This window comes from Paenibacillus albicereus, from assembly GCF_012676905.1.
Taxonomy (GTDB): Bacteria; Bacillota; Bacilli; order Paenibacillales; family Paenibacillaceae; genus Paenibacillus_O; species Paenibacillus_O albicereus.
The window spans coordinates 4480844-4507147 of record NZ_CP051428.1; the positions used below are offsets into that span (position 1 = coordinate 4480844).

Below are 26304 nucleotides of genomic sequence, written 5' to 3' on the forward strand. Positions count from 1 at the left end.
TTCGTGGCGTGCGGCCGGATCGAGATCGGCTACGGGTCGAGCAGGCCGTACTTGCGCCTGGCGCGGCCGAGGATCTTCAGCCAGGTGCCCGAGAACAGGGCGAGGAATACCACGTTGCTGAGCGCATGCGCCAGATCGAACGGAAAGCTCGCCGCGTAGGACGCGGCGATCGCCGGCCAGCTGAGGTCGCCGACGAAGCCGAGCAGCCCCCACAGGTTCATGATCCAGCCGAACAGGAAGCCCCAGGCGAAGCCGAACGCCGCCCGTCCCCACGCGCTGCCCATGAGGCGGGTGTGGCGCAGCAGTCCGGCGGTGAAGCCGATCATCCCCCAGCTGAACATCTGCCACGGCGTCCATGGGCCTTGGCCGAGGAACAGGTTGGAGACGATCGCGGCGATCGCGCCGACGAGGAAGCCGGCCTCGGCCCCGAACACGAGCGCCGCCATGATGACGATGAACGACACCGGCTGCACGCTCGGCAGCGCGACGAACGGAATGCGGCTCACCGCCGCGATCGCGCCGAGCATGGCGACGAGCAGCAGCTCCTCCGCCCGCAGCCGCCTCCGCTCGAAGCGGATGAAGAACGGCAGCATCGCCAGCCCGATCATGGCGAGACTGAGCGGCAAATACAGCTCGCGCCGCCACATCGCCAGCCCCATGAGCGCCAGCGCGCCAAGCAGGCACAGCGCGTAGACGCCCCTCATGCCGAGCTTAGGCATGGCCGAGGTCCCCCAGCGTCAGCAGCTCCGGCAGCAGCTCGCCGGCGGCGCGCCGGACGGACGTCGTATAGTAGTAGTTGTCGCTCATGAACGCGCGCGTCGGCTGCAGCCCCGCCATCCGGCCGTCGAACAGCAGTCCGCAGCGGTCGGCGTAGGCAGCGGCGAACTCGACGTCATGGGTGACCATGAGCAGCGTCGCGCCGCGCTCCCGGATGTCGCCGAGCAGCCCGGCGAGGCGATGCTTGGACTCGGGATCGAGCCCTTTGGTCGGCTCGTCGAGCAGCAGCAGCTCCGGCTGGCCGAGCAGCACGAGCAGCAGCGCCAGCTTCTGCTGCTGGCCGCCGCTGATGTCGTACGGATGCTTGTCCCGCAGCCCTTCCAGCTCCAGCAGCGCTTCGAGCTCCGCCAGCGGCGAAGCCGCTTCCTTCAGCCCGAGCCGGCGCAGCCGGTCCTCGAGCTGGGCGCCGACCGTATCGCGGGTGAAATAGAGGAGCGGATTCTGCGCGACGTAGCCGATGCGCCCGCGCAAGGCGGCGGCGCCGCGCAGGCGCGGCTCGCGGTCCTCCCGGCGGCCGGCTTCCGGCGAGCCGGGGCCTTGCGAAGCGGCAGCGGCGGAGCGAGCCCCTCCGCCGCTGCCACCTTCCGGGCGCGCATCTGGCCCGGCTAGGCCGCGCTGCGGCTGCGGCTCGCCGGAGCCTTTGCGACGGAGCAGCAGGCGGCGCAGCGAGCTGCCGGATGCCAGCGGCTCGCCGCCGAGCAGGATGCGGCCGCGCTGCGGCTCGAGCGCGCCCGCGATGCACTGGAGCAGCGTCGACTTGCCGGCGCCGTTGCTGCCCAGCAGCGCCATCCACTCGCCGCGCCGCACCTCGAGCGACAGCCGCGAGAGCACGAGCGGCTCGTCCTTGGCGTAGGCGAAGACGAGGTCGCGGCACTCCAGCAGCGGGCGCTCGGCGGGCGGAGCAGAGGCGGAGCGCCCGCTCGGGGCGGCCGATGCCAGGGCGACGGTCGCCGCGCTTGCGGAAGCTCCGGAGCCTAGAGACGCCACGGTCCCCGCGCTTGCCGAAGCTCCGAAGCCTTCAGGCGCCACGGTCGCCGCGCTTTCGGGAGCCGGCTGCCCAGCCGCAGAAACCGCTTCGCCGCCGCTGCCGGCCCTTTTGCCGGCCAGGCCCGGCGAAGCAAGCGCTGGCGCTTCCCGCTCGCCGCCCCGCTCCCCGCTCCGCCCGCGGCCGAGCTCCGGCCCGAGGCGCTCCAGCGCGCCGCGCAGCCAGGCGCGGCCTTCGCGCACGGTCAGCGGCACGTCCGCCACCGCCGGCTCCAGCGGCTCCGCATCGAGGCACAGCCGGGCTACTGCCGGCAGCAGGCGCGCCGACTCCAAGCGGCCTTCGCGCCAGATCGCGCGCGCCGCCTCGCGCGGCGGCGCGTCGACCGCGACGCGGCCCTCGCGCAGCAGCACGACGCGGCTCGCCAGCGGAAACAGATCCTCGTACCGGTGCTCGGAGAGAACCACCGTCAAGCCGAGCTCCTCGTTCAGCCGGGCGATCAGTCCGATGAACTCGCGCGCGGCGACGGGATCGAGCTGCGCCGTCGGCTCGTCGAGCAGCAGCACGCGCGGCCGCAGCGTCATGACCGACGCCAGGCTGAGCAGCTGCTTTTGCCCGCCCGACAGCTCGCTCGGAGCCCGGTGCAGCCAGCTCTCGATGCCGAAGAACGGCACGAGCTCCGCCAGCCGCCGCTGGATCGCCGCCGCCGGATAGCCGAGGTTCTCCATCGCGAACGTCAGCTCCTGCCACGCCGTGCTCATGACGATCTGGCTGTCCGGGTCCTGGAACACCATGCCGATCTCCTCGGCGGAGCGGGACTCGCTCAGCGCCTCCAGCGGCTCGCCCGCGTAGCGGATGACGCCCGTGCGCTCGCCCGCCGGCGCCGCCTCCCGCTTGAGCTGGCGCAGCAGCGTCGTCTTGCCCGAGCCGGACGGCCCGCAGAGGAGCACGAACTCCCCCTCCCGGATGGAGAGGCTCACGCCCTCCAGCTTCGGCTCCGCCGAGCCGGCGTAGCGGAAGCTCACATCTTCGATCTGATAAGACGCCAATGCAGCCTCTCCTTTCCGTTCATGAGGATGGGCAGCGCCAGAAAGAGCAGATAGCAGCCTAGATGCACCCAGCCGAGCGGCGTCTCCTGCAGCGGGTCGAGACGCGGGTAGACCTCATAGGCATGCACGCCCGTCGCGCGCCCGATGAGGATGTTGCTGCCGAGCAGCAGCAGCGCCCACAGGAACGCCCAGTCCCGGCCGTCCAGCCGCGAGGCGTCGGCGCTGCTGCGCGGGCCGATGCCGTAGCCGCGCGCGCGCATCGACAGCGCGGTCTGCAGCGCCTCCTCCAGCGACCAGGCGACGAGCGCATGCAGCGTCTCCATCCCCTCGCGCAGGTAGCGGCGGCGGCCCATGCGCTCCGGCAGGTCGCCCATCGCGCGCTGCACGGCCCGGATCTGGCCCAGCCGGCGCGTCAGCAGCGGCACGAAGCGCATCGACACCGTCACCGCGAACGCCGTCTGCGGAGCGACCGGCGCGAGCAGCCGCAGCAGCCGGCCGGAGTCCAGCACGAGGTTGAACGCCGTGAAGGCGATCAGCAGGCTCAGCAGCGCGGCCGCCGACAGCCCGCCGTAGGCGATCGCCTCCATCGTCACCGGCCGGTCGCGGAAGTAGAACAGGATCGTCGCGCCTCGGCTGGAGAACAGCGGGTTGGCGACGGCCGCGAGCAGCGCGATCAGGAGGTAGGCGGGCAGGCTGCGGCGCAGCCTGCGCCCGCCGTCGAGCGAGACGTTGAGCAGCACAGACGCCGCCAGCGTCATCCCGAGCAGCACCGGATGCCGGAACAGCATGCAGCACAGCAGCAGCAGGGCGAAGTAGGCGAAGGAGACGCGCGGATGGAGGCCGGCGAAGCCGAAGACCATCAGCCGCCGCCCTGCGAGGCGCTAGGAGCCCCGAGATCGTCGCCGTAGTCGAGCGTGTACCGCCATTCGATGACGTCGCCCGGCTCCACTTTGACCGCGCCGGCGCTCTTGCTCGAAAATTCGCCGTTCACGCTGTACAGCCAGCCGCTGCCCGGCCCTTCGTCGAACTCGTAGACGTTGCCGATGCCGCTCACGTAAGCGCCCGCGCCGCTGCCGCTGTGCTCCATCTGCACCTTCGCCGCGCGCGTCGCCTTCTGGAGCGCGTCGAGCACGGTGTCGCCTTTCTCGATCACCACCGTCTTGCCGGACAAAATCGCGCCCGTCTCCTCCGGGCCCGTCACGCTCAAGGACACCGTGTCCGCCCGGGGCGGCTTCGCCGTCGGGCTGGCCGCAGCCGAGCCGCCGCCCGGCTTGGCGCCGGAGGCCGGCGGCGCCGTCTTCGACGGCGCGGCGGACGGCGCTGCCCCCGCCGCAGGCGGCTTGGCCGCCGGCGACGCGGTCGGCTTCGGCGGCGACGCGCTGCCCGCCGGCACTGGCGGCGCGGACTCGCCGCCGCTGCCGCCGGCTGCAGGCGTCGCGGACGGCGGCGCCGACTCCGCCGATGGCGGCGGCCCGCCGGAGCCGCCTGCGCTCGGCGCCGGGGTCGCCGATGGCGGCTCGCTGCCGCCGGACGGGCTCGGCGCCGTCGCGGCCTCGCCGCCTTCCGCATCCGGCTGGCGCTGCGCCTCGCCCGCGCCGTCCTGCCGCCGCTCGGCCACCGCCCCGCTGTCCGGCTCTGCCTGAGGACCTCCCTCTCCGCCGCCGGCCGCCCCGGCGTACAGCCAGGCCGTGCCGGCCACGACGAGGACGGCGGCGAGCGCGCCGAGCGCTTTCCGATATCGTTTCAACCACTCGCTGAAGCTGTGCATCCCATCCCTCTCCCTGCAGCCGGACGCGCGCGTCCGGAACCTAAAAAGCATCCTCCCGCCGCAGGCGGAAAGATGCCGAAGAAGCTGCCTCATGGCCGGCTTCGAAGATGGAAGCGGACGCGCGGCGGCCGGCATCCTCCCATCCTCGTGGGCAAGACCGGTCTTGCGCCGGCGGGCAGGTCTCCTGGCTTCGCTTCATCGCGGGTCCGCCCTCCTTCCCGCTCTCCTTGTCCGGATCGCAGTGGAGCGGGCGGCCGCTCGGCGTTACAGTGGCGGGACCGCGCCGAATTCGCATCGGCTTCCCTATTAAGCTTCCGGAGCTGGTATCGGCTCCGGCAAGCGCCCGTCGGCTGATCGCGGGGCTCCGGCGCTGCCGGAGCCTGCTCGCGACCCTCAATCAGCCTCCATTGTAGCAGATTGCGGGCAAAAAGATAATTACAGGTTGCCGCCGCTTCCGCCGATAGAAGGGAAGCATCCCAATCTACCTACGGAGGTCATCCCATGCCGTCATCCATCTACGACTACTCCGCCGTCAGCATGTCCGGAAAGGAAGTCTCTCTCGACCGCTACAAGGACAAGGTGCTCCTGATCGTCAACACGGCGAGCGAGTGCGGCTTCACGTTCCAGTACCAGGATCTTCAGAAGCTGTACGACCGGTACAAGGACCGGGACTTCGTCGTCCTCGGCTTCCCCTGCAACCAGTTCGCGGATCAGGAGCCCGGCGACAACGGCGCGATCCATACGTTCTGCACGCTCCGCTACGGCGTGACGTTCCCGATGTTCAACAAGGTGGACGTGCGCGACGCCGGCGCCCACCCGCTGTTCGCCTATCTGTCGGAGGCGCTGCCGTTCGAGGGCTTCGACATGCGCCACCCGGTCGCCAAGATTCTCGTTCCGCTCATCGAGGAGCGCCATCCGCACTACATGCCCGGCAACTCCGTCAAATGGAACTTCACCAAGTTCCTCGTCGACCGGCAAGGCCGCGTCTCGCAGCGGTTCGAGGCGACGACCGACCCGCTCGACATGGAAGCGAGCATCGAGGCGCTGCTGTAACGCTGCTGCAAGCTCTCGACTCGACAGATCGCCCAGGCTCCATTAAGATGGAGTCGATTTGAATTCCAATCTTTTACAAGGAGAACGAATGCCTATGACTGCCGATCCGACACCGCTCGCCCGCTTCCTCCATGAAGCCAAGACCCGCGCCTACGCCGCTGGAGGAGCTCCCGCGGCTCCTTCGCGCCCGGGATCGAAGGACTACCCGTACGAGCAGGTCGAGTTCCGCTACCTGGACAGCTATGTCGGCGAGCTCGACTTCGCCGGCCAGGAAATCGTCTGGCGGAGCGGCGAAGCCGTCTGGGCGATGAATTATTACGGCCATACGCTCGTGCCCGAGCCGGACTTTCCCGAGTTCCTGCTGGAGGCGCTCCGCGCGGCTCCGGCCGAAGCGCCGCTGCGCGGGCCGGCCTTGTTCGAGTCCGATCGCTTCCGCTACGCCTGCTCCTGGGAGGGCGGCCTGGACCGGTTCGAAGGCCGGGAAGAAATCGTTCGGACGGACGGAACGCCGATCTTCCGGCTCGTCTTCCACGGAGGCGCGATCCGGCGGGAACCATAAGGCATGGCGCTCGTTGGAGCGGCAGCAAGCAAACGAGACGAAGCCGAAGGAATTCCTCCGGCTTCGTCTCGTTATGTTTCCATGCGGCCTTGGCCTCAGCTAGCAGGAGGCAGAGCCATGCGATGCGGCTTGGCGGTCGGCCGATAGGCGACGTTCCGAGCTTACGACGCCTGGAACGCTTAGCGGCTCTTTTTTCGCGCTTTTGACAGTCTAACGACGGAGCAGGGGCTTAGACCGCTGCAACGCCCTCGGTCAGCTTGCTTGGCGTGACTTTTTCACCGCTAAGCGTACCGCATGTCGTTAGGTCCGGCTGCGTCCCGTTTGGAGCCTGTCAACGCGTTGATTCGTCGTCAGCTTCCTGGCTTCCGGCAAATAGGTCGCGTGCACGACGGAACTGCCGCAGCAATCACTCCGTATGGCGAGCTCCTGCTGACGAATTTGCTGCCGACGGGCCTGCTGCCGAGACTCCATGCCGCCCCAGCCTGTTCGCCCCTGTCCGGGCCATGCGATTTTCGACAGGATGCAGCAGGTGCCGGCGGCAGGTCCTGGAGTCTCTGTTTTTGCACGTGCTTAACCTTCAGCGGCATTCATTGTTTACAGCCGGAAGGAAAACGAAACGGTCGGATTCGACGCGCTCACCGTATAGGTTCGGTTCGCCCCGCTTTCCCAGACGGCTGCTCCGGCGCCGTCTTTTTTGATCGCCTTGAACTGGATGCTCGCTCCCACGGGCAGCCTGGCCGTGACGGTCCAGGTCGGATAGGCCGCAGACGAGCCGGGCCCGACCGCCTTGGCGGCATCCCAGCTGCCCAGCTCGGGAATGCTGCCGGCGATGAACACGTTCTGGCCCATGACCGTCGTCGCGTTCTGGATCGTGAACGTCACCTGCACGAGGCTCTGGTCCGGCTTGGCCGCGCTGACCGCGCCGTCCTTGATCCAGGCTTCTCTGCCGGAGACGGCGTAGCCCGGCTGCTGCGCCGCGGGCAGCTGGCTGCCGTTCGAGCTGAAGATGACCTTGGCCTGGCTCCAGGAAGGGATCGCATAGCGGTACCAGCCGCCTCCCTCGTCCGTCATCGCCGTCCCCGGCCAGGCCGGACCGGTGCGGACCGGGCTGACGCTGTCGTCATAGTAGTACACGCTCGGCGCGCCCCAGCCGCTCGGCTTGTAGAAATGGACGACCAAGCCCGCCGCCGGCGTCTGCGTCGGCACCGGCGTCGCGCTCGGCGTGGCGCCCGGAGTCGCGGTCGGGCTTGGCGTCGCGGTCGGCGTCGCGGTCGGGCTCGGCGTCGCGGCTCCGTCCGGGTAGAGCACGGCGATCTTTCCGCCGCCGAGGGTGCCCGTGATGCGGCCTCCGGTCACCGTGAAGCTGCCGCCGCCGGAAGCGCGGTTCGCATAGGTGCCGCTCGCCAGGTTCGTCGGCGAGTCGATGCGGACCTCTCCGCCGAGATTGACGATGACCATGCCTTTCGTCCCGCGCTCGACCAGCATCGTCTGGCTTCCCTGGGTACGCAGGTACTCGCCTTGACCGGCCATCGCGTTGTGGAACTTGTTCACGGCGACGACGTCGGCGTCGCGCCACAGCCCGCGTCCCGGCTGGCCGAGCGGGCTGCCGAACTTGCCGCTGCCGGCCGGGCGGTCGAAGAACAGCGACGTCGTCTGCGCCCGCGCCGCGATCAGCGCCCAGCCCATCTTCAGCTGGTAGTCGGTCATGCCGGTCGACTCGCTGCTGTCGTTGGCGTACGTGTCATGCGACTCCACCCACGTGACGAGCTTGGACGGGCTGACGCTTCCGGCCTGCAGCGGCTGGGCCAGCGCCAAGTCCGGTCCGCCTCCGAAGCCGACCGCCCTCCGCACCTCATGCCCGTAGCTCGACGCCGTCAGGCTCATGTAGCTCGCATACCCGGCAAAGTTGTCGGCGCCGCCCTGAAGCACCTCGCCGTAGACGAACAGGTCCTGCCGGTTCGTCAGCGAGCCGAGCACGCGCGGCCAGAAGTTCGTGCCGCCCGGGTCCTCCGGCAGCTCGATATGCTTGGCGGCGTCGAAGCGGAATCCGTCCGCCCCGAGCGCCACCGCATCGTTCAGGAACGAGATGATCTTGTCCTGCAGCCCCGGATTGCCGGTGTTGAGGTCCGGCAAGCCGATGCCCCACTGCGTCACCTGCCAGCGGTCGTTCCAGTTGTCGACGCCGCGCGCCTCATGCCAATAAGAGGCATTGGTACGGATGTCGGGATCGACGTTCGCCGCAGGCGTGTAGGTCAGATTGCCGCCGCCGGCGTTGCCGGTATGGTTGGCGACGACGTCGACGATGATGTCGATGCCGTACTTCTCCGCTTCCGCGCACAGCTGGCGGAACTGCTCGCGCGTGCCGAGCTGCGCGTTGCCGATCGCGAAGTTCGTCGGCTGATACAGCACCCACCACTGGCTGCCTGCCGTCAGCGGCTCCTTGCTCCCCTGGATCGGGGACGTCTGGATCGACTTGAAGCCCGCGGCCGCGATCGCCGGCAGCTGCGCCTTGATGTTGTCGAACGACCAGTTCCACGCATGAAAGATGACGCCGTCCTTGGCGTCCGCCGGCAAGCCGTACTCCTGCCCCGCCGCTGCGGCCGTTCCGGCGGCCAGTCCGCTCGGCCCTCCGGGAGCGAGACCCGCCCCGGCGATCGTCTGGAGCAGCAGCGCGCCGGCCAGGGCGGCTCCCCAGCGGGTTTTAACCTTGTTGAACATCAATCGATCTCCTTTGCCAATGGGATGAATAAGGTCGTGCAGAGGCTGACGCCGTCAGCCGGCCAGGCTCCATCTCCCCCTCTCCGCCCTGACTGCCCAGTCCGTCCTGTCCGGAGCGGATAAGCCCTTGCGGGACAGCAGGCGGAGGCCGGCTCCCCGGGTCGGACTCGGCGGTCAACGCTTCTGCGCAAACGCTTGCATTTTGTGCCTCCTCATTATGCAAGCGTTTGCAACACCTGTCAAGATTCCTTTCCGCCCATGCGAAAAGACGGTCCCGCAGGCCTATGCGCCTGACGGGACCGTCTCTTTTGGCTGATCGCTGCCGCCCGGGCAGGTCTCGAGCGGCGCCTTGGGCTGGACCCGGCGCAGCCGTCCGCCGGACCGGACGCGGGCCGCCGCGTCAGCGCTGCAGCACCGCGATCGCGCCGGGCGCGAGGCTGCCGGCCAGCTTGCCGCTGGTGACGGAGAACGTGCCGCCGCCGGATGACTTGCTCTTGTAGCTGCCGGACGGCAGCGCGGTTTCCGCTTCCACTTCGGCGGCCGATGCGCCGGCGTTGAGCAGCACGGCTCCCTTTTCCCCGCGCTCGATCAGCAGCACGTCCGGACCGAGCGCCATCAGCCGCTCGCCCTCGCCCGCCATCGCGTTGTGGAACCGGTTCAGCGCCGCGACGTCCGGGTCCAGCCACAGCTCGCTGCCCGGCTCTCCGATGCGGGCCGCGAACTTGCCCCCGCCCGCCGGGCGGTTGAAGAACAGCGGATTCGAGCCGGCGCGCGAGGCGACGATCGCCCAGCCGAGCTTCAGCTGCGCGTCCGTCATCGCGGTCGATTCCTCGCTGTCGTTGGCATACGTGTCATGCGATTCGACCCAGGTCACGAGCTTGGACGGATCGACTCCGCTCGCCTTGAAGTCCTCCGCCAGTGCCACATCCGGCGCTCCGCCGAAGCCGACCGCGTGACGCACCGCCTCGCCGTAGCGCGAAGCGGTCAGATGCAGGAACTCGGCATACGAAGGGTAGCGGTCCGCGCCGCCCTGCAGCACCTCGCCGTAAAGGAAGAGCCGGTCCTTGCCTTCCAGCGAGCCGAGCACCCGCGGCCAGAAGTTCGACGGCGTCCGGTCGTCCGGCAGCTCGATGTGCTTCGCCGCATCGAAGCGGAACCCGTCCGCGCCGAGCGCGACCGCATCGTTCAGGAAGGCGATCACCTTGTCCTGCAGCGCTTCGTTGGCCGTGTTGAGATCCGGCAGGCCGATGCCCCACTGCGTCACCTGGCCGCGGGCGTTCCAGTCGAGCACGCCTTTGGCCTCATGCCAGAAGTCCGGATTCGCGAGCAGCTCCGGGTCGACGTTCTTGGCCGGCTGATGCGCCAGCTCTCCGCCGCCCGCGTTGCCCATATGGTTGGCGACGACGTCGACGATGATGCTGATGCCGTGCTTCTCCGCCTCCTCGCACAGCTGCCGGAACTGCTCCCGCGTCCCGAGCTGCGAGCTGCCGATGCCGAAGCCGGTCGGCTGGTACAGAATCCACCACTGGCTGCCGTCCGTCAGCGGCTCCTTGTTCGGCTGCACCGGCGATGTCTGCACCGACTTGAAGCCTGCCTCGGCGAGCTCCGGCAGCTTGGCCCGGATCGCGTCGAACGACCAGTTCCAGGCGTGGAAAATGACTCCGTCCTCCGTCTTCTCGGGCAGTCCCCCGAGCGCATCCGCATCCGCATCGCTGGAAATCCTCCCGCTCATGAAGCCGGCGTAGATGACGCTGAGCAGGACCAGCAGCAGGATGGCACCGACAAGGGCGAATGCCCAGCGGGGAACCTTCTTCTCTTGTTCTTGGGTTTCGTTCATGGCGGTTCGTGTCGTCCCTTCTGACCCCTGTCTAAAGCTTCTACTGGACAGCATATCCAATGGCACGCTGCGATGGCAAGGCGGTCGCCGCCGGCGGAACAAAGTTTGTCCGATCCGCCCGGCTCGCCGAGGGCAAGCGTGCGGCGCCGAGCAGGCTCCGCGCCTAAGACAGGCTAGTTGCGCGCAAACGTTTTCTTTCGCCTCATCATTATGCGGAGCGGCAGGCCGCCCTGTCAACCGCCCTTATACCGGCCTCGGGCTCCAGAGCCTTGTCGCGACAGCAGCCGAGCGAAAAGGCTCGGCTCGCTCCGGCTCTGCCGATCTCCTTCTCATGGCGGAAGACAAAAAAACCTTCCCCCGATCGGAGGAAGGTCTGAAAATGCCCTCGCCGCGCCTGCCTCAGGCGCGGTCCGCGTAGACCGCCATCGCGTCCTTCATGAACGCAGCCAGCCCTGCGCCGAAGCGGTCGATGCTGGCCGTGAAGCGCTCGTCGGCGACGTACATCTCGCCTAGCTGGCGGAACATCTCCGGCGAATAGGCTGTGAACCGCTGCAGGAACGCGTACCACTCTCCGATCGCCGCCTGCGCTTCCTCCGACTCGGGCGGCAGCTCCCGCAGCGACGCCAGCCGGCGGTACAGCGCGTTCATCTCCTGCTGCCCCTGCTCGCCCATCGCTCCGGCCTGCCCGCTCGCCTCGTCGACGGCCTTGTCGCCCCAGCGCTCCCGCGCTTCCTGCTCGTGCGGATTCGACCCGAAGTCGAACCCTTCGAACCGTTCTCTATCGCTCATGTCCCTCTCTCCTCGTTCATGCTGGATGGTCCGCTCGACGTTGGCGATCAAGGCGTCCAGGCGACGCCGCTTCTCCAGCAGCAGGTCGCGGTGCAGCCGCAGCGCTTGCTCCTCGCGGTAGCCGGGATCGTGCAGGATCGCCTTGATCTGCTTCAAAGGGAAGCCGAGCTCGCGGAAGAACAGAATCTGCTGCAGTCTCTTCAGGTCGCGCGGCGAGTACAGCCGGTAGCCCGACTCGGTCGCTTCCTCCGGATGAAGCAGCCCGATCTCGTCATAATGATGCAGCGTCCGGACGCTCACCCCGGCCAGCTCCGCCGCTTCCTTCACCTTCAGCATCTGTTCCCCGCCTCCCTTCCGCCTCAGCATAAGGCCTCACGCTGCGTGAGGGTCAACCGTTTTTTTTCGGGACGAGGAGCCTTTGTATGTTATAGTGGAAAAAAAGCTCATCCGCCAAAGGAGGCCATCCGTTCCCGCCATGATTCCGCATCGTTCTTTCCTGCCGTCCCGCCTGCGCCGGCTGCTGCCGCTAGCCGGTCTCGCCCTGCTGCTGCTGCTCGCCGCCTGCAGCGGAGGCACCGCTCCCGCTGTCGAAGGCAACAGCGAGTCCGGCTCCCATGCCGGCCATGCCGACCAAGCCTCCGGCGACCTTCGCGAGGAGACGGCTTCGGCCGATACGCTGCCAAAGTTCCTCGACGCGCAGCCGGAGCAGATCCGCATCGTCTATGCCGCTTCCGCCAAAGCCTCCGAGCTGCTCTCGACGATGCCGTGCTACTGCGGCTGCATGGAGAGCGTCGGGCATAAGAGCAACCTGAACTGCTTCGTCAACGAGCTGCGCGAGGACGGCTCCGTCGTCTGGGACGACCATGGCACCCGCTGCGGCGTCTGCCTGCAGATCGCCGCCGAGTCCATCTCGATGATGACCGAAGGCAAATCGACGGACGAGATCCGCCAGACGATCGAGGACATGTACGCCGCTTGAGGAGCGACAGGGCGCATGCCTCGCGGGGCAGCGCAGCCTGACGTCCATAAGGACTTTTGATCGCCGCTTCCCCTCCAGTGTAGCCGACCCTTCCCCGCTTGAAAAGTTCCTCCCGACTTCGGTCGCGCACGGCGCGGGCCCGCCGATATGGCTCGCGCCATGAATGCCGTCCTTGCTCGGATGGCGGGAGACCGGCCGTTTTGTAATGGGAATGACATGTCCCGTTCAGGCTCTTTTCAGCTTCGGGCTCTATACTAAGTGCATGACCCCCCTTTGAATATAGCAACGCCTTGGGCCCCCGGCTTTCAGCCGGAGGGCCGCTTTTTTTTGGAGCTTCGGCTCCTGGAGCTGCCGTTTCCGAGCGCAGGCGCGCGAAAAGGCTTCCGCCGCTTTCGACGGAAGCCTTTCTTTCTTCGGCCGCTAGAGCGCCTTCGGGATCAAGTTGACGTGATCCAAGTCTTTGCCTTTGACGTCGTTGAAGATGAAGTCGAGCTGGTAGTCCCCGCGCACGTAGCTGAGCTTCTTCTGCTGCTTGCCGGCCGACGTGAAGACGGTGGACGCCTGCGGCATGAACCACTTCTGGACGAGCAGGTCGCGGGTCATGCCGCCGATGTTCGTCTGGCGCTCGACGTTCGTGCCGAAGTAGCGCATCTCGGCGACGACGTTGTCGCCGTCGTAGCGGAGCGCGTAGCCGGGATGGCCCATCTCGGCATGATAGACGTCGAAGCCGTTCGCCGTCTTGCGCGGCTCCGGCGCCTTGCCGATCGCGTCGATGACCTGCTGGCGGGTCGTCTCGCCGATCGCGAAGCCGTTGAAGTCCGGGAACTGTCCTTGGAGCGCCGGCTTGTACATCGCCATCAGCTTCTCCGCGGCCATCTTCGAGGCCGACGCCGCTGCGGCCGGCTTGGCCGCGGCATGCGCCGCCTCCTGCGGGAGCGAGGCTCCGAATCCGGCGACGACAGCCGCCGCCAGCACCGAGAGGGCGGCTTTTCTAACGTTGGTGGTCATGAGGAACGCCTCCTTTTGGTTCTATTACCCATCCACGGGACGATCGGCCCGCTTTGGAGTAAACATTTTAGTTATAAATAATTAACGTACATGGATTCAGACGGAGCGAGCTGCGGAAAGGTTGCAGATGCTGGGCCAGACCAGGGAGCCGAGAGCGCCTTGAATCGCGGGAATCCGGGGCTTCGGCTCCATCAGGGAGCGGAGAACGCCTTGGCTTGATTCCACGGAAGGCGGCTGCACCGGCGATCCTTCATTGAAAAAAAGCGCCCCGCCCTGCACAGATGCAGGGCGGGACGCTTGTTCCTCATTCCAGGCCGGGCGCTCCGCCCAGCCCGATGCCTTCCAGCAGCAGCGCGCCGCCGCTCGCCTTGACGACGAGCCGGCGCAGCCCCGGCTCCGGCTGCGGCAGGCCGCCGAGCTCGGCCTCGCTCCACTCGCCGCCGGCGGCCAGCCGGCCGATCGGGCGGCCGTCCAGCTCGAGCTCGGCCGCGGCTCCCGGCTCGGCGCCGCGCAGGCGCAGCCGGACGCCGAAGCCGGCTGCCGCCTCGCTCCCGCCTGGGCCTGCCGGCTCCGCCGCGTCGTCGCTGCCGCCCGCTTGGATGCCGCCGCCGGCCTCCGTCGCTTCACCGGCTGCCGCCGCATCCGCCTGATCCGCGCCAGCAGCCGCCTCGGCGCGCGCGGCCGCTTCTGCGGCCAGCGGCGCGAGGAACTCGTACGCCGTCCACGCTCCTGCCGGCAGCTCGACGCACAGCCCGTCGCCGACATTCCATGGATGCCAGCCCGGCTCCGTCGGCGGCAGATGCGGCGCTCCGTCCAGCCGGCGGATCGCCAGGCCGTCGCCGCGGCGATAGCCGCTTTCCCAGTCGATGCGCTCCGCTCCGCCGAGGCCGAAGCTTTCTCCCTCGCCCTTGTAGCCGTAATGGATGGCCGGGATGCGCACCGGCAGACGCCGCAGCAGCGCGTTCACGACCTCGGGGCGGTAGTCGACCGCCGCGAGCGGGAGGCCGTCCAGATAGCTGCCGAGGATGCGCTCCGCCTCCTCGGGCTCCGGCTTGGCGCCGCCCTCCAGCCAAGCCCCGAGCTTCTCCCAGCCGTCCGGCTTGCGCACCGAGCAGGGGGAATTGACCGTGTCCATCTTTTTCCACGTCCAGAAGTTCCAGCCGATGCCGTGGTCCTCGAACAGCCGGAATCCGCCCGCGTACCAGTCCAGGTCGTTCTCCCCGCCCTCGCCCATGAAGATCGGCGCGTCCCACTCGTCGCGGAAGTCGAGGTACTTCTGGATGCTCTCGGTGTCGGGGTTGTTCCAGTACTTGTGGAACTGGTAGAGCACGTTGCCGTCGAGCTTCTCCGTGAAGATGCTGAAGTCCGTCGACCAGTGCACGCCCTCGACGATAATGAGGTGGCGGTCGTCGACCTCGCGGATCGCGGCGATCATGTCGCGGTACAGCGGCTCGACGCGGTCGTTGTACTGCCCGTGGAACTCCGGCAGCGGCTCGTTGAGCAGGTCGTAGCCGGCGACGATCCACTCGTCGCGGTAGCGGCGAGCGAGGTAGCGCCACAGGTCGATCGATGCCTGGCGATGCTCCGGCGAGGTGAACAGCTCCGGCTCGTCGCGCTCGCAGTCGTCGATGTTGGCTCCGGTCTGGCCGCCCGGCGCGCCGTGCATGTCGAGGATGACGTAGAGGCCCCAGGTGCGGCACCAGCCGACGACGTTGTCGAGCCGTCCCACCTGGAAGGCGTTGTAGCCGTCCTCGTTCAGCGGGCCTTCGAGCAGCTTGCGCGAGTTGAACGGCACGCGCACCGAGTTGAAGCCCTCCATCGCCAGCCGGCGGATGTCCTCCTCGGCCGTATAGCGTTCAAAATAGGTCTGCCAGAACGCCTCCGCCCCGCTCTCGCCGAGCAGGCCGGACACCATCGCCTCGATGCGGCGCGGCCGATCGCCCTGCTTCGGCATCTTCCACATGTAACCTTCCGGCAGCAGCCAGCTGCCGAGGCCGACTCCGCGCAGCATGAGCTCCTCGCCGCGTCCGTTCACGAGACGCTTGCCGTCGGCCTTGACCCAGCCGTCGACCTCGGACTGCCGGTACGGTTGGTTCGTCGTCATCGTTGGTCCTCCTTCGTTTTGATTCGTTGTCATCGATTGCGAAAGGCGGTCTGACCCGACTCCGCTCCCTCGCGGGTCAGGCGGCGCGCCTATCCGCCCGACCCGCCCAAGGCGGCTCTACTTTCCTACGCCGCCGCCCTGGCGCAGGCTGCGGAACTCCAGCGGCGTGATGCCCTCGGTTTCCTTGAACACGCGCGTGAAGTGCTTGACGTTGTCGAAGCCGGACTGCGCGCTGATCTCGTACACCTTGAGCTCGGAGCCGGCGAGCAGGTCCTTGGCCCGGTTCAGCCGGAGCTTGCGCAGGTACGACGAGAAGCTCTCCCCCGTATGCTCCTTGAACGCCTGGCTGAAGTACGTATAGTTGAGCGAGATATGGTTGCTCACGACCGCCATGTTGACGTCCTCGGCATAATGCTCCAGCAGGTACTCGACCGCCTTCTGCATGTCCTTGCGGTCCGCATGCGCGCCGCGCACCCGGCCGACGAACTCGTCCAGCCGCTCCAGCAGCTGCTCCGCATGGCGGTAATAGTCCTCGAACCGCTCGAAGTTCTCGATATGCCCGGCGCTCTTGTACAGCCGCAGGATGTCGACCGACTCCTCGCCGTAGCTGCGGAAGACGCGGTCGAACACATCCTCGTTCAGCCGCCGGCTGATCGCCTCGAGGTAGCCGATCTCGCACCGGCCGATGACGCGGATGTCGAGGATGCCTTGCAGCAGCCGCTTCATCTCCGCCAGCCGTCCGGTGCCGAGCAGGTTGGACAGCCGGTGGATCGCCTCGTCGGGCACCTGGCAGCCCGCGCTCAGGCTGCGCACGCTGTCATAGGCGAGCAGCGTCGCTTCGGGATGCAGAAGGAAATACTTCTGCGCTTGCTGCGCCTGGCTGTAGGCGCGCCGCAGCTGGCCCGGCCCGGAAGCCCGGGAGCCGAGCGACAGCCGGCAGCGCAGCAGGACATGGCCGTCCAGCCTCGCTCCGAGCCGCCTGAGCAGCTCCTCGTCCGCTGCCGCCAGCATCAGGTCGCCGCCGCGAAGCTGCCGCAGCGCCCATGTCCGGCCGCCGGTCTCCTCCAGCAGCGGACGGACGAGCGCTTGCAGCTGCGGGCCTTCGCCGCCGCCGGCGGCGCGCAGGATGCCGACCGCATAGTCGCCGGCGAGCCAGCCGAGGCCGGCCGCCTCCAGCGCTCCGGCGCCCGGCGCGGCTTCTCCGGCCAGCAGCGAGCGCAGCAGCTCGCCTGCCCGCGCCTCGCGGTCCGCGGGCGCAGCCGTGCCGCCCGATCCGTCTGCCCTGCGCTCCAGCTCGCCCTCGAGACGCTCCAGCACGTCGAACAGCTCCTCGCGCACGATCGGCTTGAGCAAGTATTCCTTGGCCTGGTACCGGATCGCGGCGCGGGCGTAAGGAAAGTCGTCATGTCCGCTCAGGATGATGACGAGCGGCGGCGGTCCCGCAAGATGCAGAGCGGCCGCCGGAGCGCCCTCGACGACGGCTTCGCGCCCGGACCCTGCGTCCCGGCCCGCCGCGGTCCCCTCCGCTGCCGCGCCGAGGCCGAAGCCGAGACCGAGGCCGAATGCCCGGCCTCCGGCTCCGCCCGCTTCCCCTGCTTCGCCGGGCCGGCCCTCCTCGTACAGCCGCTCCAGCAGGCCGAGGCCGTCCAGCACCGGCATGCGGATGTCGGTAATCATCAGATCGGCCGGACTTGCGGCGAGCTCCTCCAGCGCCTCGCGCCCGTTCTCCGCGAAGCGGAATGCGTAGCGTCCGGGGAACTGCCGCTCGATCATCGCCTTCAGGCCGAGCCGGATGTTCTTTTCGTCGTCAACGATCAGCAGGTTGCGCATCAGCGCGGTTCACCTCCGGTCAGGATGAGATGGGGCAGCGTCATGACGACCTTCGTGAAGCTTCCTTCGACGCTCTCGACGCGCAAGCCGTACTCCTGGCCATAGCTCATGACGAGCCGGTGGTCGACGTTGCGCAGCCCGATGCCGCTGCCTTCGCCGCGACGCGCCTCCGTCCGGCTGCGCCGTTCCCGGTAGTCGGCCTCCTCCATGCGCAGCATGCCGTTCAGGAGCCGCAGCTGCTCGCCGGGGATGCCGCAGCCGTTGTCCGTCACCTCGATGACGCAGTCGTCGAGACGGACGAATGCCGACACCGTGACCGTCAGCTTGCCCGAGTCGGAGTCCAGATCGTCCATCCCGTGCTTGACGGCGTTCTCGACGATCGGCTGCAGCGACATCTTGAGCACCTCCTGCTCCAGGCATTCCGGCGCGATGTCCAGCCGCAGCTCCAGCTTGCCGTCGTAGCGGACGTTCATGATGGCGATGTAGTTCTGGATATGCTGCACCTCGTCCCGCAGCCGCACGTGCCCGCGCGTCCACTGCAGGCTGTAGCGCATCATGCCGCCGAGCGAGGTGAGCGCGTCGGAGATCGTGTACTGCCCCTCGATCTCGGCGAGCATCTTGAGGTTCTCCAGCGTGTTGTACAGAAAATGCGAGTCGATCTGGTTCTTGAGCGAGCGCAGCTCCGCTTCCTTGCCGGCCGCCTGGCGATTGACCTGCTGGGCGATGAGCTCGTTGATCTTGCGCAGCAGCTGGCGGTAATGGTGGCCGAGCTCGCCGACCTCGTCGCTGCCCGCCACGGGCACGTCGACGTGGAAATCGCCGGAGCGCACCTTTTTCATCGAGTCCTGAAGCACCCGCAGCCGCTTGAGGATAAGCGAATGCATGAAGAACGACAGCAGGCTGAGCAGCGCCATGAGCCCGATGATGACGACGAGGAACAGGTTGCGCGTGCGCTGGATGTCGGCCAGCGTGTCGTCGAGCTTCACCAGGTTCACCAGATGGATGTCGAGCCTCGGCAAATAGGAGGAGATCGCCATGTAGGAGCTGCGGCCGAGCTCGAAGCGGGACACCTGCTTGGCTTCCGACTGCGGCAACGATGCGCGGCCGATCAGGCTGGCGGGCGTCGCCTCGCCGAACAGCTCGGCCGAGCCGTCCGTGTATACGGCGCCGTCGCGGCTGACCGCGATCAGCTGGGAGGTCGGGTCCTGCACCGAGCCGTAGGTGTTCATGAAAAAGTTGCGGACGTCCATCGACACTTCCAGGATGCCTCCGTGCTCGCCGCCCGGATAAGTGTACTGGCGCAGCAGCGACACCTGCGACACCTCTCCGGCCGCACCGTCCGACGTGCCGCTGAGCAGCTCCCGGTTCTCTCCGATCTCCCACCAGACCATGCCCTGCTGCGCGACGACTTTGTCGTACCACAGCTTATCCTTGATCCGGGACTCCTTCAGCACGACCGGCCAAAACTCGCGGACGTACGGATTGCTCGTGAACAGGCGGATGTTGGCGATGCGCGGGTTGTTGAACAGGAAGTACTGGAAGCTCGCGAACGTACGGTTCTTGAACTCGATCAGCCAGGCCGTGTCCATGTCCTCCTGCAGCTCCAGGTAGTCGTTCATCTCGCGGTTGGACAGAGCCAGCTGGCCGGTCCACTCCATCACCTCGATGTTGTTCTGGATGTTCGTCCGCTCGATGTCGAGGATGTTCTCGTTCTTTTTGGTCAGCTCCTTCATCGCGCGGTCGGCCGCGTCGCTCCAGGCATACCAGGCGAACAGCAGCATCGGGATGAAGATAATGAGCACGAACGAAAGAGCCAGCTTCACCTGCAAGGACAGGCTGCCCGTATAATCCCTGATCCTTGCCGTCCATCGCTTCGCTGCCACGCGTTCGTCCTCCGCCTCATTCTGGGATGGAGCAAGCCCGGTCTCCGATCGGCGTCGGTCGACGCGCGGCGGAGCCAGGCTTGCGGGTGGGCTTCCGGCTCGGAAGCGCGGCCGGACGGCCGCGCTCCCGGGGAGCGGATCCTTATTTTTTCATCGATTCCAGCTTGGCGAGGTTCTCCTCGTACTTCGTCTGGCGATACGCTTCGATCGCCTCCTGCTGGGTACGGTCCTTCACGTACTCGTCGAAAATCTGATCGAACTCGGCATCGGACTTGGCGAGCAGCATCTTCGGCAGCGCCTTGGCCCAGTTGCGGTTGTTCTTGCTGTTCGCGACGCCTTCCTTGCTCGTCGGATCCGGATCCATGTTGTCGAACTCGGCCATGCTGATCGCCTTGCCCTTCGTCCAGTCCTCCAGCTGCTTCGACGGCTCGACGCTAGGCGGCGCCCATTGCAGGTTCATGTTCGTGTCCATGAGCATCCAGTACGTGTAGGAAGCCCCGTACTTCTGATCGAATGCCGCGCGGTCCTTGTTCAGCAGCTCGAGCACTTCCGGCTTGAACTGGTCTTTGCCGTCAATCGTATCATAAGTCACGCCTTTTTCGCCCAAGAACATGTCTTTGTTGCCCTCTTCGCTCATCAGGTAGCTGAGGAACGAGATCGCGCGCTTCTTGTCCTTGACGTTCTTGGAGATGAGCGTGACCGTCCAGCCGGAGATGCCGGGGCCGGACAGCGTCGGCTGGTCGCCGGCGGCGTTTTTCGGACCTTCGACGGCGATATAGACCGAGTTCGGGTCCTTCTGGAACAGCGACAGGTTCTGGTTGGCGAAGTCGGAGCGCTGATAGAGCATCGCGAAGTAGCGGCCCTGAGCGATCTTCTCTTCCATCTGCGGACGCTTGTCGATGAAGATGTCCTTGGCGAGCAGGCCGTCCTGGTTCGCCTGGCGGAACACCTTCAGCCACTTCAGGTACTCCGGATCCAGGCGGCGGTCGTACAGCTTGCCGTCTTTTTGACGCGGAATGGCGAGGAAGTTCTGCAGGTAGTCGTTGAGGGAGTCGTTGCCGACCGTATCATTGAACTCATGCAGGCCGATCGGGATCAGCGGCTGGCCGTTGACTTCCGGGAACTTCTCCTTGGCGGCCTTCAGCGCGTTCAGGAAGCCCTCCGGCGTGCTCATGTCCGGGCTGCCGATCGCTTCGTACATGTCCTTGCGGACGACGAACGTCTGGTTCGACGTGAAGTTCTCGCCGTATTTCTCATAGTCCGACTGCGAAGACGATGCGTTCGGGTAGCCGTAGATGTTGCCGTCCGGCTGCGTGTACCAGCCGACCTTCGCCGGGTCGGCGACCTTGAAGAAGTACGGATCGTACTCGTCGGCCAGCTCGTTGAGCGGCAGCACCAGCTTGCCGGCGATCATCTTCTTGACCGCTTCCTCGTACCAGCCGAGGGTGATGAAGTCAGGCAGCGAGCCGGACGCCATCATCGTGTTCAGCTTCTCGTTCTCGTTGCCGGCCGGCACGATGAAGTTCAGCTTTACGCCGGTCTTCTTCGTGATGTATTCGGCCGTGGCGTCGCCGCCCCATTTTTTGTTGAACCAGCTGAAGTTGATGTACCAGTCGAAGGTGATCGGAGACGTGTCGGACTGCCAGCCTGGCGCGGCGTCCCCGGACGGAGCCGGTGAAGCGGACGCTTCCGTATTCGTGGAGGACGGAGCCGGGCTCGCGCCGGAATCTCCGCTGTTGCCGGCATTGGTGCCGCCGTTGTTGCCGGAGCAGGCCGCGACCGAGAAGGTCATGGCGAGAGCCAGCAGGGTTGTGGCTGCTTTGCGCATCTTACCCATTGTGAGGATGCCCCTTTTCTATCAGGTAGTGGATGTATGAGTCAAGTCAGCCCTTGATGGAGCCGATCATGAATCCTTTGACGAAGTACTTCTGCAGGAACGGATACGCGATGACGATCGGCGCGGTGGTGACGACCATCGTAGCCAGCTTGAGCGACTGGCTCGACACCGAGATCGTCATGCCGCTCGGCATGGCGCCGAGCATCTGGTTGGAGCTCGATTGGGCGACGACCCGGTAGAGGAACGTCTGGATCGGCTGCATGTCGGTGTTGTTGATGTAGATCATCCCCGTAAAGTAATCGTTCCACTGGTAGACTCCGTGGAACAGGGCGATCGTCGCGATGACGGGCATCGACACCGGAATGACGACGCGGGTGAAGATCGTCAGGTCGTTCGCGCCGTCGATCTTGGCCGCCTCCTCCAGCCCCGCCGGAATCTCGCGGAAGAAGCTGAGGAAGATGATGAGGTCGAAGAAGCTGAACGCGGCCGGGATGATGTACACGAGGAAGTTGTCGAGCAGGCCGAGATCGCGGATGAGCAGATAGTACGGGATCAGGCCGCCGCTGAAGAACATCGTGAACGTGCCGAGCAGCATGTAGACGTTGCGGCCGATCAGCTCGCGGCGGCTGACCGCGTAGGCGACCATCGCCGTGAAGAACACGTGCACGACGACGCCTAGAAGCGTCTTGGCGATGGTGATGCCCATCGCGGTCATGATGCCTTCGCTGCGGAACACCGCGATGAAGCTGTCGAGGCTGAACTGCCGCGGCCACCAGTAGATGCCGCCGCGCATCGCGTCCTGGCCGTCGTTGAAGGCGTTGACGAGCACGTACCAGATCGGGTAGAGCGTCACGAAGCAGATCGCGAGCATGAGGATCGAGTTGAAGATTCCGAACGCCGCTTCGCCGCGCGTCTGGCGCTTGAGACTGAACATGAGGGGTCCTCCTTTCTAGAACAGCGACGTTCCGTTCATTTTCTTCGTAAGCGTATTCGCTCCGAGCAGCAGGGCGAGCGCGATGACCGACTTGAGCAGGCCGACCGCCGTGGCGTACGAGTAGCGTCCGTCGGCGAGGCCGGTCTGGTAGACGTACACGTCGATGACATTGCTGGCGCTTTCGTTGAGCGAGTTGCGCAGCACGAGGATCTGGTCGAAGTTGGAGTTCAGCACGCCGCTGACGGCGAGGATGAACAGGATCGTGATCGTGCCCATGATCGAGGGCAGCGTGATGTTCCAGATTTTTTGGAACCGTCCGGCCCCGTCGATCGTCGCCGCCTCGAACAGCTCCGGGGAGACGCTGCTGATCGCCGCCAGATAGATGATCGCGGACCAGCCGAGTTCCTTCCAGATGTCCGAGGCGATGATGATCGTCCAGAAGTATTTCGGATCGGCCAGATAGGTGATAGGGGAATCGATTACATTCAACGCCATCAGCACTTTATTGATGATGCCTACGTCTGCCAGCCACGTCGTCAGGATGCCGCCGAGAATGACCCAGCTCAGGAAGTGGGGCAGGTAGGTGATCGTTTGGATCGATTTTTTGAACAGCACCGAGCGGACCTCGTTCAGCAGCAGGGCGAAGATAATCGGGAGCGGGAAGCCGATCACCAGCTTGATGAGGCTGATGCCGAGCGTGTTGCGCACGACGTTCCACACGTCCTCGTCGCCGAGGAATTCCTTGAAGTGGTCGAGTCCGACCCACGGGGCCTGCGACACCGGGAAGATGATGTCGAATTCCTTGAATGCGATGATGATGCCGTACATCGGGATATAGTTGAAGATGACCATCCATGCGACGCCGAGCAGCGCCATCACTTGCAGATACCGCTGGCTGTAGATTTTCCTCAGCCGTCTTTTCCACCGCTCGCTGCCCGCCTCCGGGCCGGCCGTGTTGAGATCGGCCTGTGCGCTTGGTTCCATGCTGCTTGCACCTCCGCTTTCCTTGCCTCGCTGCTTCGTTGATGCGTTGTTGATGCGTTGTTTGGTGCGTTGTTGGTGCGTTGTTGGTGCGTTGTTGGTGCGTTATTGGTGCGTTATTGGTGCGTTGTTGGTGCGTTGTTGGTGCGTTGTTGGTGCGTCGTCGATGCGTCGTTGGTGCGTCGTTGATGCGTCGTTGATGCGTCGTTGGTGCGTCGTTGATGCGTCGTTAATGCGTTGTTGATGCGTTGTTGGTGCGTTGTTGGTGCGTTGTTGATGCGTTCATCATGCGCCTTCGACGCTTCACCGCGTCTTATTATCGCCGCGAGCGGACATGCGCCGGCTGCGGCTCCGTATGGCGGTCTTTATTCCCGCTACGCGGAGCGTCAGCTGCTGCCGATTACCGGCGTAAGCCCTCTCGCTCGCTTGCCGTACCGTCATTGTAAGCGCTTGAGCTGTCGAAAAGTAGGCCCCGCATTCTAGATAGGGTTACTATTTTTCAGGTGGGTCGACGTTCCCTGCTGGGCCGCTCCTGTTCCCTTCCCCTGTTCCCCGTTCCCCGTGCTCCGTTCCCCGTGCTCCGTTCCCGGTTCCCTGTTCCCGTGCTCCGTTCCCCTATTCCCCTGTTCCCCGTTCCCCGTTCCAGCTCTAACGAAACTCAGCGACGCTATTAGGCCCTATTTCGTCGATTTTCCAAGCTAACGAACCTGAGGCGTCTTATTCGCCTCATTCGTGTGGTAAATGCGCCGTTTGAGGGGGAATAGCGCTTGTGAGTTTCGTTAGCTGCTGCAAACCGGCTATTTCGATGGAATAGCGTCTCTGAGTTTCGTTGGAGCTCGCCGGCCGGCGGTTTGGTTCGCAACCTGGAACGCGGCATAAGGCCCAGCGAGAAAGAAAAAGCCGCCGGAAATTGTCGGCGGCTGGTGCGAGCGGCGCTCAATAATGGCCGCTGCTCAGGTATTTCTCGGTGAGCGAGGCGAGGACGCCGATGCCCACTTCGTTGTGGCCGCCCTCGGGAATGATGAGGTCGGCGTATTTTTTGGACGGCTCGATGAACGCCTCATGCATCGGCTTGACCGTCTGCATGTACTGGTCGTGGATGGAGTGGATCGAGCGGCCGCGCTCCTCGATGTCGCGCAGCACGCGGCGCAGGATGCGCACGTCCGGGTCGGTGTCGACGAACACCTTGATGTCGAGCAGCTCGCGCAGTCCTTCGTCCGAAAGGACATGCAGCCCCTCGATCATGACGATGCTGCTCGGCAGCAGCGTCACCGTCTCGTCCGTTTTGCGCGCGTGCATCGTGAAGTCGTAGACCGGCGCCTCGGCCGGCTCTCCCCGCTTCAGCTGCTGGAGATGCTCGACGAGCAGCTCGTTCTCGAACGCGAAGGGATGATCGTAGTTGATCTTTTCCTTTTCGGCGAACGACAGCTCCGGCCTGTCCCGATAGTAGTTGTCCTGCGAGATGAACGTCACATTGCCGGTCCCCATCCGCTCGATGACCGACCGGGCCACGGTCGTCTTGCCCGACCCCGTGCCGCCTGCGATACCTATGATAAGCATGTAGCTGCGCTACCTCCCCGAATTTGGTGCAATTCCCGTAGTGTAGCACATCGGGGACGGATTTTCATCTGTCGGAGACGGTGTTGGCGGCGGATTAGAATGGGAATTCGAAGGTTTGTCACGGGTAGCGGAGCGGTCAAAAACGATTGTAGCCGAATTGAACCCAGGAGTTCCGACGAAAGCAGAGAATTCCATCCAGATCATTCCACGAATATGTCGACCGATCTGGGGGTTGGAACGTTGAAATCGAGCTATTACGGAGAGTTGTGCACCAAGATGTACGAGAGCGACAAGTCCATGGCGGAAGGCGCAGAGCTGGACTTCTTCCTGGCGTTCGCAGGCAAGGAAGGACTGCGCGTGCTGGAGCCGATGTGCGGCAATGGCCGGATGCTGCTGCCCCTGCTGCAGCGGGGCATCGATATCGAGGGCTTCGATTTGTCCGAGGACATGCTTGCGGCTTGCCGGGAGAAGGCGCTGCGGATGGGCTTGCGGCCGAAGCTTAGCCGGCAGAGCTTGGAGGAATTTCGGAGCGGGAGCAAGTACGGCCTGATCCTCATTCCGTTCGGATCGTTCTCGCTGCTGCCGGAGGACCTCGTCGATGCCAGTCTGAGGCGGCTGAACGACGTGCTGGAAGTCGACGGGAAGCTGCTGCTCACCATTGTGCTCAAGCAAGGGGAACCGGAGGCCAGCTCGGATGAGTCCATCCTGAAGAACGAGTTCGAGGATGAGACGATCATGCAGCGCAAGCGGACCGAGTACGATCCCGAGCGGAGCGTATTGCACACCCGGCTTCTTTACGAGCTTCGCCGGGATGGAATTACCCTGCAGCGGGAGCAAATGGACTACTCTCTTCGTTTGTATGCCAAGGACGAGTTTCAGCAGCGGCTTTATGCCAACGGCTTCGGCCAGGTGACCGTCCACGAGGTGAAGGACGGGTATGGTCCGGGAGCGGATTGTCATGTGTTCGAGTGCCTCAAGAGCGGATAGCTGCAAGCTGGCTGGCGATGCAGCTGAAGCTTGCGCTATCGATTCTCTTCCTGGATGGGGAGCCACCAAAAAATAGCCGACGCCTACGGGCCTGCGGCTATTTGCTGTTTCCGTCCACGCTCTCCATACATAAAGGGATTCATTATGGACTTGTTTCAATTTACGCTCCCCGGACGGGGAGCGACTTGATCGTACATATTAACATTCATGTAGTATGAGCTGTTTCTCCATGCTCCCACAGGGGAGCGATGGTCAGCACCTTGAACCGCTTGGCATGATGGTTTTTGTTTCAATCCACGCCCCTACAGGGGGAGCGACAATCGTCGATGATCTGCCGGAGCGTCGCATTGATGTTTCAATCCACGCCCCTACAGGGGGAGCGACGGAGGCTAGCATCGCGCTCGACCTGGAGGCCGTGGTTTCAATCCACGCCCCCACAGGGGGAGCGACGTCATAGAGATGCTTGATCGGTGCGTGAAATGGCATGTTTCAATCCACGCCCCCACAGGGGGAGCGACTTCATGATGTTATCTTAGGCCAGATCAGTCCAGAGTTTCAATCCACGCCCCCACAGGGGGAGCGACCAACAGGAAAAATTAATCTGTTTCCCGCGAAATTGTTTCAATCCACGCCCCCACAGGGGGAGCGACAATGAGTTCCAGCAGCATC

Annotated in this window: 19 protein-coding genes, 1 CRISPR repeat array and 1 riboswitch (1 of these 21 running past the window's edge); of the genes, 4 read left to right on the forward strand and 15 right to left on the reverse strand. The window is 65.4% G+C overall.

The window, feature by feature from the left end; translation table 11 throughout:
• Nucleotides 1–29: 29 nt before the first annotated feature.
• The 4 genes from HGI30_RS20130 to HGI30_RS20145 are packed head-to-tail and all read right to left on the reverse strand — an operon-like array spanning nt 30 to nt 4576.
• Nucleotides 30–659 carry an ECF transporter S component gene (locus HGI30_RS20130; protein WP_235680468.1) on the reverse strand — a complete coding sequence of 210 codons (630 nt, stop codon included), beginning with the start codon at nt 657–659 and terminating at the stop codon, nt 30–32.
• A gap of 52 nt (nt 660–711) precedes the next feature.
• The gene (locus HGI30_RS20135) at nt 712–2808 is read right to left on the reverse strand and encodes an ABC transporter ATP-binding protein (protein ID WP_168909147.1); all 2097 of its coding nucleotides are present in this window, start codon (nt 2806–2808) and stop codon (nt 712–714) included.
• The gene (locus HGI30_RS20140) at nt 2781–3668 is read right to left on the reverse strand and encodes an energy-coupling factor transporter transmembrane component T (RefSeq protein ID WP_168909148.1); all 888 of its coding nucleotides are present in this window, start codon (nt 3666–3668) and stop codon (nt 2781–2783) included. Before HGI30_RS20140 ends, HGI30_RS20135 begins: the two co-directional genes overlap by 28 nt.
• The gene (locus tag HGI30_RS20145) at nt 3668–4576 is read right to left on the reverse strand and encodes a DUF4430 domain-containing protein (RefSeq protein WP_168909149.1); all 909 of its coding nucleotides are present in this window, start codon (nt 4574–4576) and stop codon (nt 3668–3670) included. The genes HGI30_RS20140 and HGI30_RS20145 overlap by 1 nt, the downstream gene beginning before the upstream one ends.
• Before the next feature lie 157 nt (nt 4577–4733).
• Nucleotides 4734–4938: riboswitch (cobalamin riboswitch) on the reverse strand.
• 139 nt (nt 4939–5077) lie between these two features.
• On the opposite strand from HGI30_RS20145, the gene HGI30_RS20150 reads away from it, so the two are divergent.
• Both HGI30_RS20150 and HGI30_RS20155 read left to right on the forward strand, forming a co-directional pair.
• Nucleotides 5078–5629 carry a glutathione peroxidase gene (locus tag HGI30_RS20150; RefSeq protein ID WP_168909150.1) on the forward strand — a complete coding sequence of 184 codons (552 nt, stop codon included), beginning with the start codon at nt 5078–5080 and terminating at the stop codon, nt 5627–5629.
• A gap of 94 nt (nt 5630–5723) precedes the next feature.
• A complete protein-coding gene (locus HGI30_RS20155) occupies nt 5724–6188 on the forward strand; it encodes a DUF5680 domain-containing protein (RefSeq protein ID WP_168909151.1) in 465 nt (154 codons plus the stop codon).
• Between the two features lie 594 nt (nt 6189–6782).
• Here HGI30_RS20155 and HGI30_RS20165 read toward each other — a convergent pair.
• The 3 genes from HGI30_RS20165 to HGI30_RS20175 form a co-directional block, all read right to left on the reverse strand.
• On the reverse strand, nt 6783–8906 hold the full coding sequence (locus tag HGI30_RS20165) for a carbohydrate-binding module family 20 domain-containing protein (protein WP_235680217.1): 2124 nt from the start codon (nt 8904–8906) through the stop codon (nt 6783–6785).
• A gap of 400 nt (nt 8907–9306) precedes the next feature.
• Nucleotides 9307–10743, reverse strand: a complete 1437-nt coding sequence (locus HGI30_RS20170) for an alpha-amylase family protein (RefSeq protein WP_168909152.1) — start codon at nt 10741–10743, stop codon at nt 9307–9309.
• Nucleotides 10744–11142: 399 nt separating this feature from the next.
• Nucleotides 11143–11868: a MerR family transcriptional regulator gene (locus HGI30_RS20175; RefSeq protein WP_168909153.1), complete on the reverse strand. Its 726-nt coding sequence runs from the start codon at nt 11866–11868 to the stop codon at nt 11143–11145.
• Between the two features lie 139 nt (nt 11869–12007).
• Between HGI30_RS20175 and HGI30_RS20180 the strand changes: the two genes are divergently transcribed.
• On the forward strand, nt 12008–12511 hold the full coding sequence (locus tag HGI30_RS20180) for a PCYCGC motif-containing (lipo)protein (protein WP_168909154.1): 504 nt from the start codon (nt 12008–12010) through the stop codon (nt 12509–12511).
• 420 nt (nt 12512–12931) lie between these two features.
• On the opposite strand, the gene HGI30_RS20185 is transcribed toward HGI30_RS20180, so the two are convergent.
• From HGI30_RS20185 to udk, 8 genes are all read right to left on the reverse strand, one after another.
• Nucleotides 12932–13519, reverse strand: a complete 588-nt coding sequence (locus HGI30_RS20185; RefSeq protein ID WP_168909155.1) for a YjgB family protein — start codon at nt 13517–13519, stop codon at nt 12932–12934.
• Between the two features lie 304 nt (nt 13520–13823).
• Nucleotides 13824–15623 carry a glycoside hydrolase family 5 protein gene (locus HGI30_RS20190; RefSeq protein ID WP_168909156.1) on the reverse strand — a complete coding sequence of 600 codons (1800 nt, stop codon included), beginning with the start codon at nt 15621–15623 and terminating at the stop codon, nt 13824–13826.
• Nucleotides 15624–15740: 117 nt separating this feature from the next.
• A complete protein-coding gene (locus HGI30_RS20195; RefSeq protein ID WP_168909157.1) occupies nt 15741–17453 on the reverse strand; it encodes a helix-turn-helix domain-containing protein in 1713 nt (570 codons plus the stop codon).
• The gene (locus HGI30_RS20200) at nt 17453–19336 is read right to left on the reverse strand and encodes a sensor histidine kinase (protein ID WP_235680218.1); all 1884 of its coding nucleotides are present in this window, start codon (nt 19334–19336) and stop codon (nt 17453–17455) included. Before HGI30_RS20200 ends, HGI30_RS20195 begins: the two co-directional genes overlap by 1 nt.
• 142 nt (nt 19337–19478) lie before the next feature.
• Nucleotides 19479–21173, reverse strand: coding sequence for a type 2 periplasmic-binding domain-containing protein (locus tag HGI30_RS20205; RefSeq protein WP_206109957.1), 1695 nt, complete (start codon nt 21171–21173; stop codon nt 19479–19481).
• Between the two features lie 46 nt (nt 21174–21219).
• Entirely contained in the window at nt 21220–22107 is an 888-nt protein-coding gene (locus HGI30_RS20210; protein WP_168909158.1) for a carbohydrate ABC transporter permease, read from the reverse strand.
• Nucleotides 22108–22122: 15 nt separating this feature from the next.
• Nucleotides 22123–23091, reverse strand: a complete 969-nt coding sequence (locus HGI30_RS20215) for an ABC transporter permease (RefSeq protein ID WP_168909159.1) — start codon at nt 23089–23091, stop codon at nt 22123–22125.
• A 933-nt stretch (nt 23092–24024) separates the two neighbouring features.
• Complete coding sequence (gene udk / locus HGI30_RS20220; RefSeq protein WP_168909160.1) at nt 24025–24648, reverse strand: uridine kinase; 624 nt, start codon at nt 24646–24648, stop codon at nt 24025–24027.
• A 240-nt stretch (nt 24649–24888) separates the two neighbouring features.
• Here udk and HGI30_RS20225 point away from each other — a divergent pair, with 240 nt between their 5' ends.
• Entirely contained in the window at nt 24889–25635 is a 747-nt protein-coding gene (locus HGI30_RS20225) for a class I SAM-dependent methyltransferase (protein ID WP_328805182.1), read from the forward strand.
• A gap of 286 nt (nt 25636–25921) precedes the next feature.
• A CRISPR array of direct repeats spans nt 25922–26304; the repeat unit is 32 nt; unit sequence GTTTCAATCCACGCCCCCACAGGGGGAGCGAC; it runs 183 nt beyond the window's last position.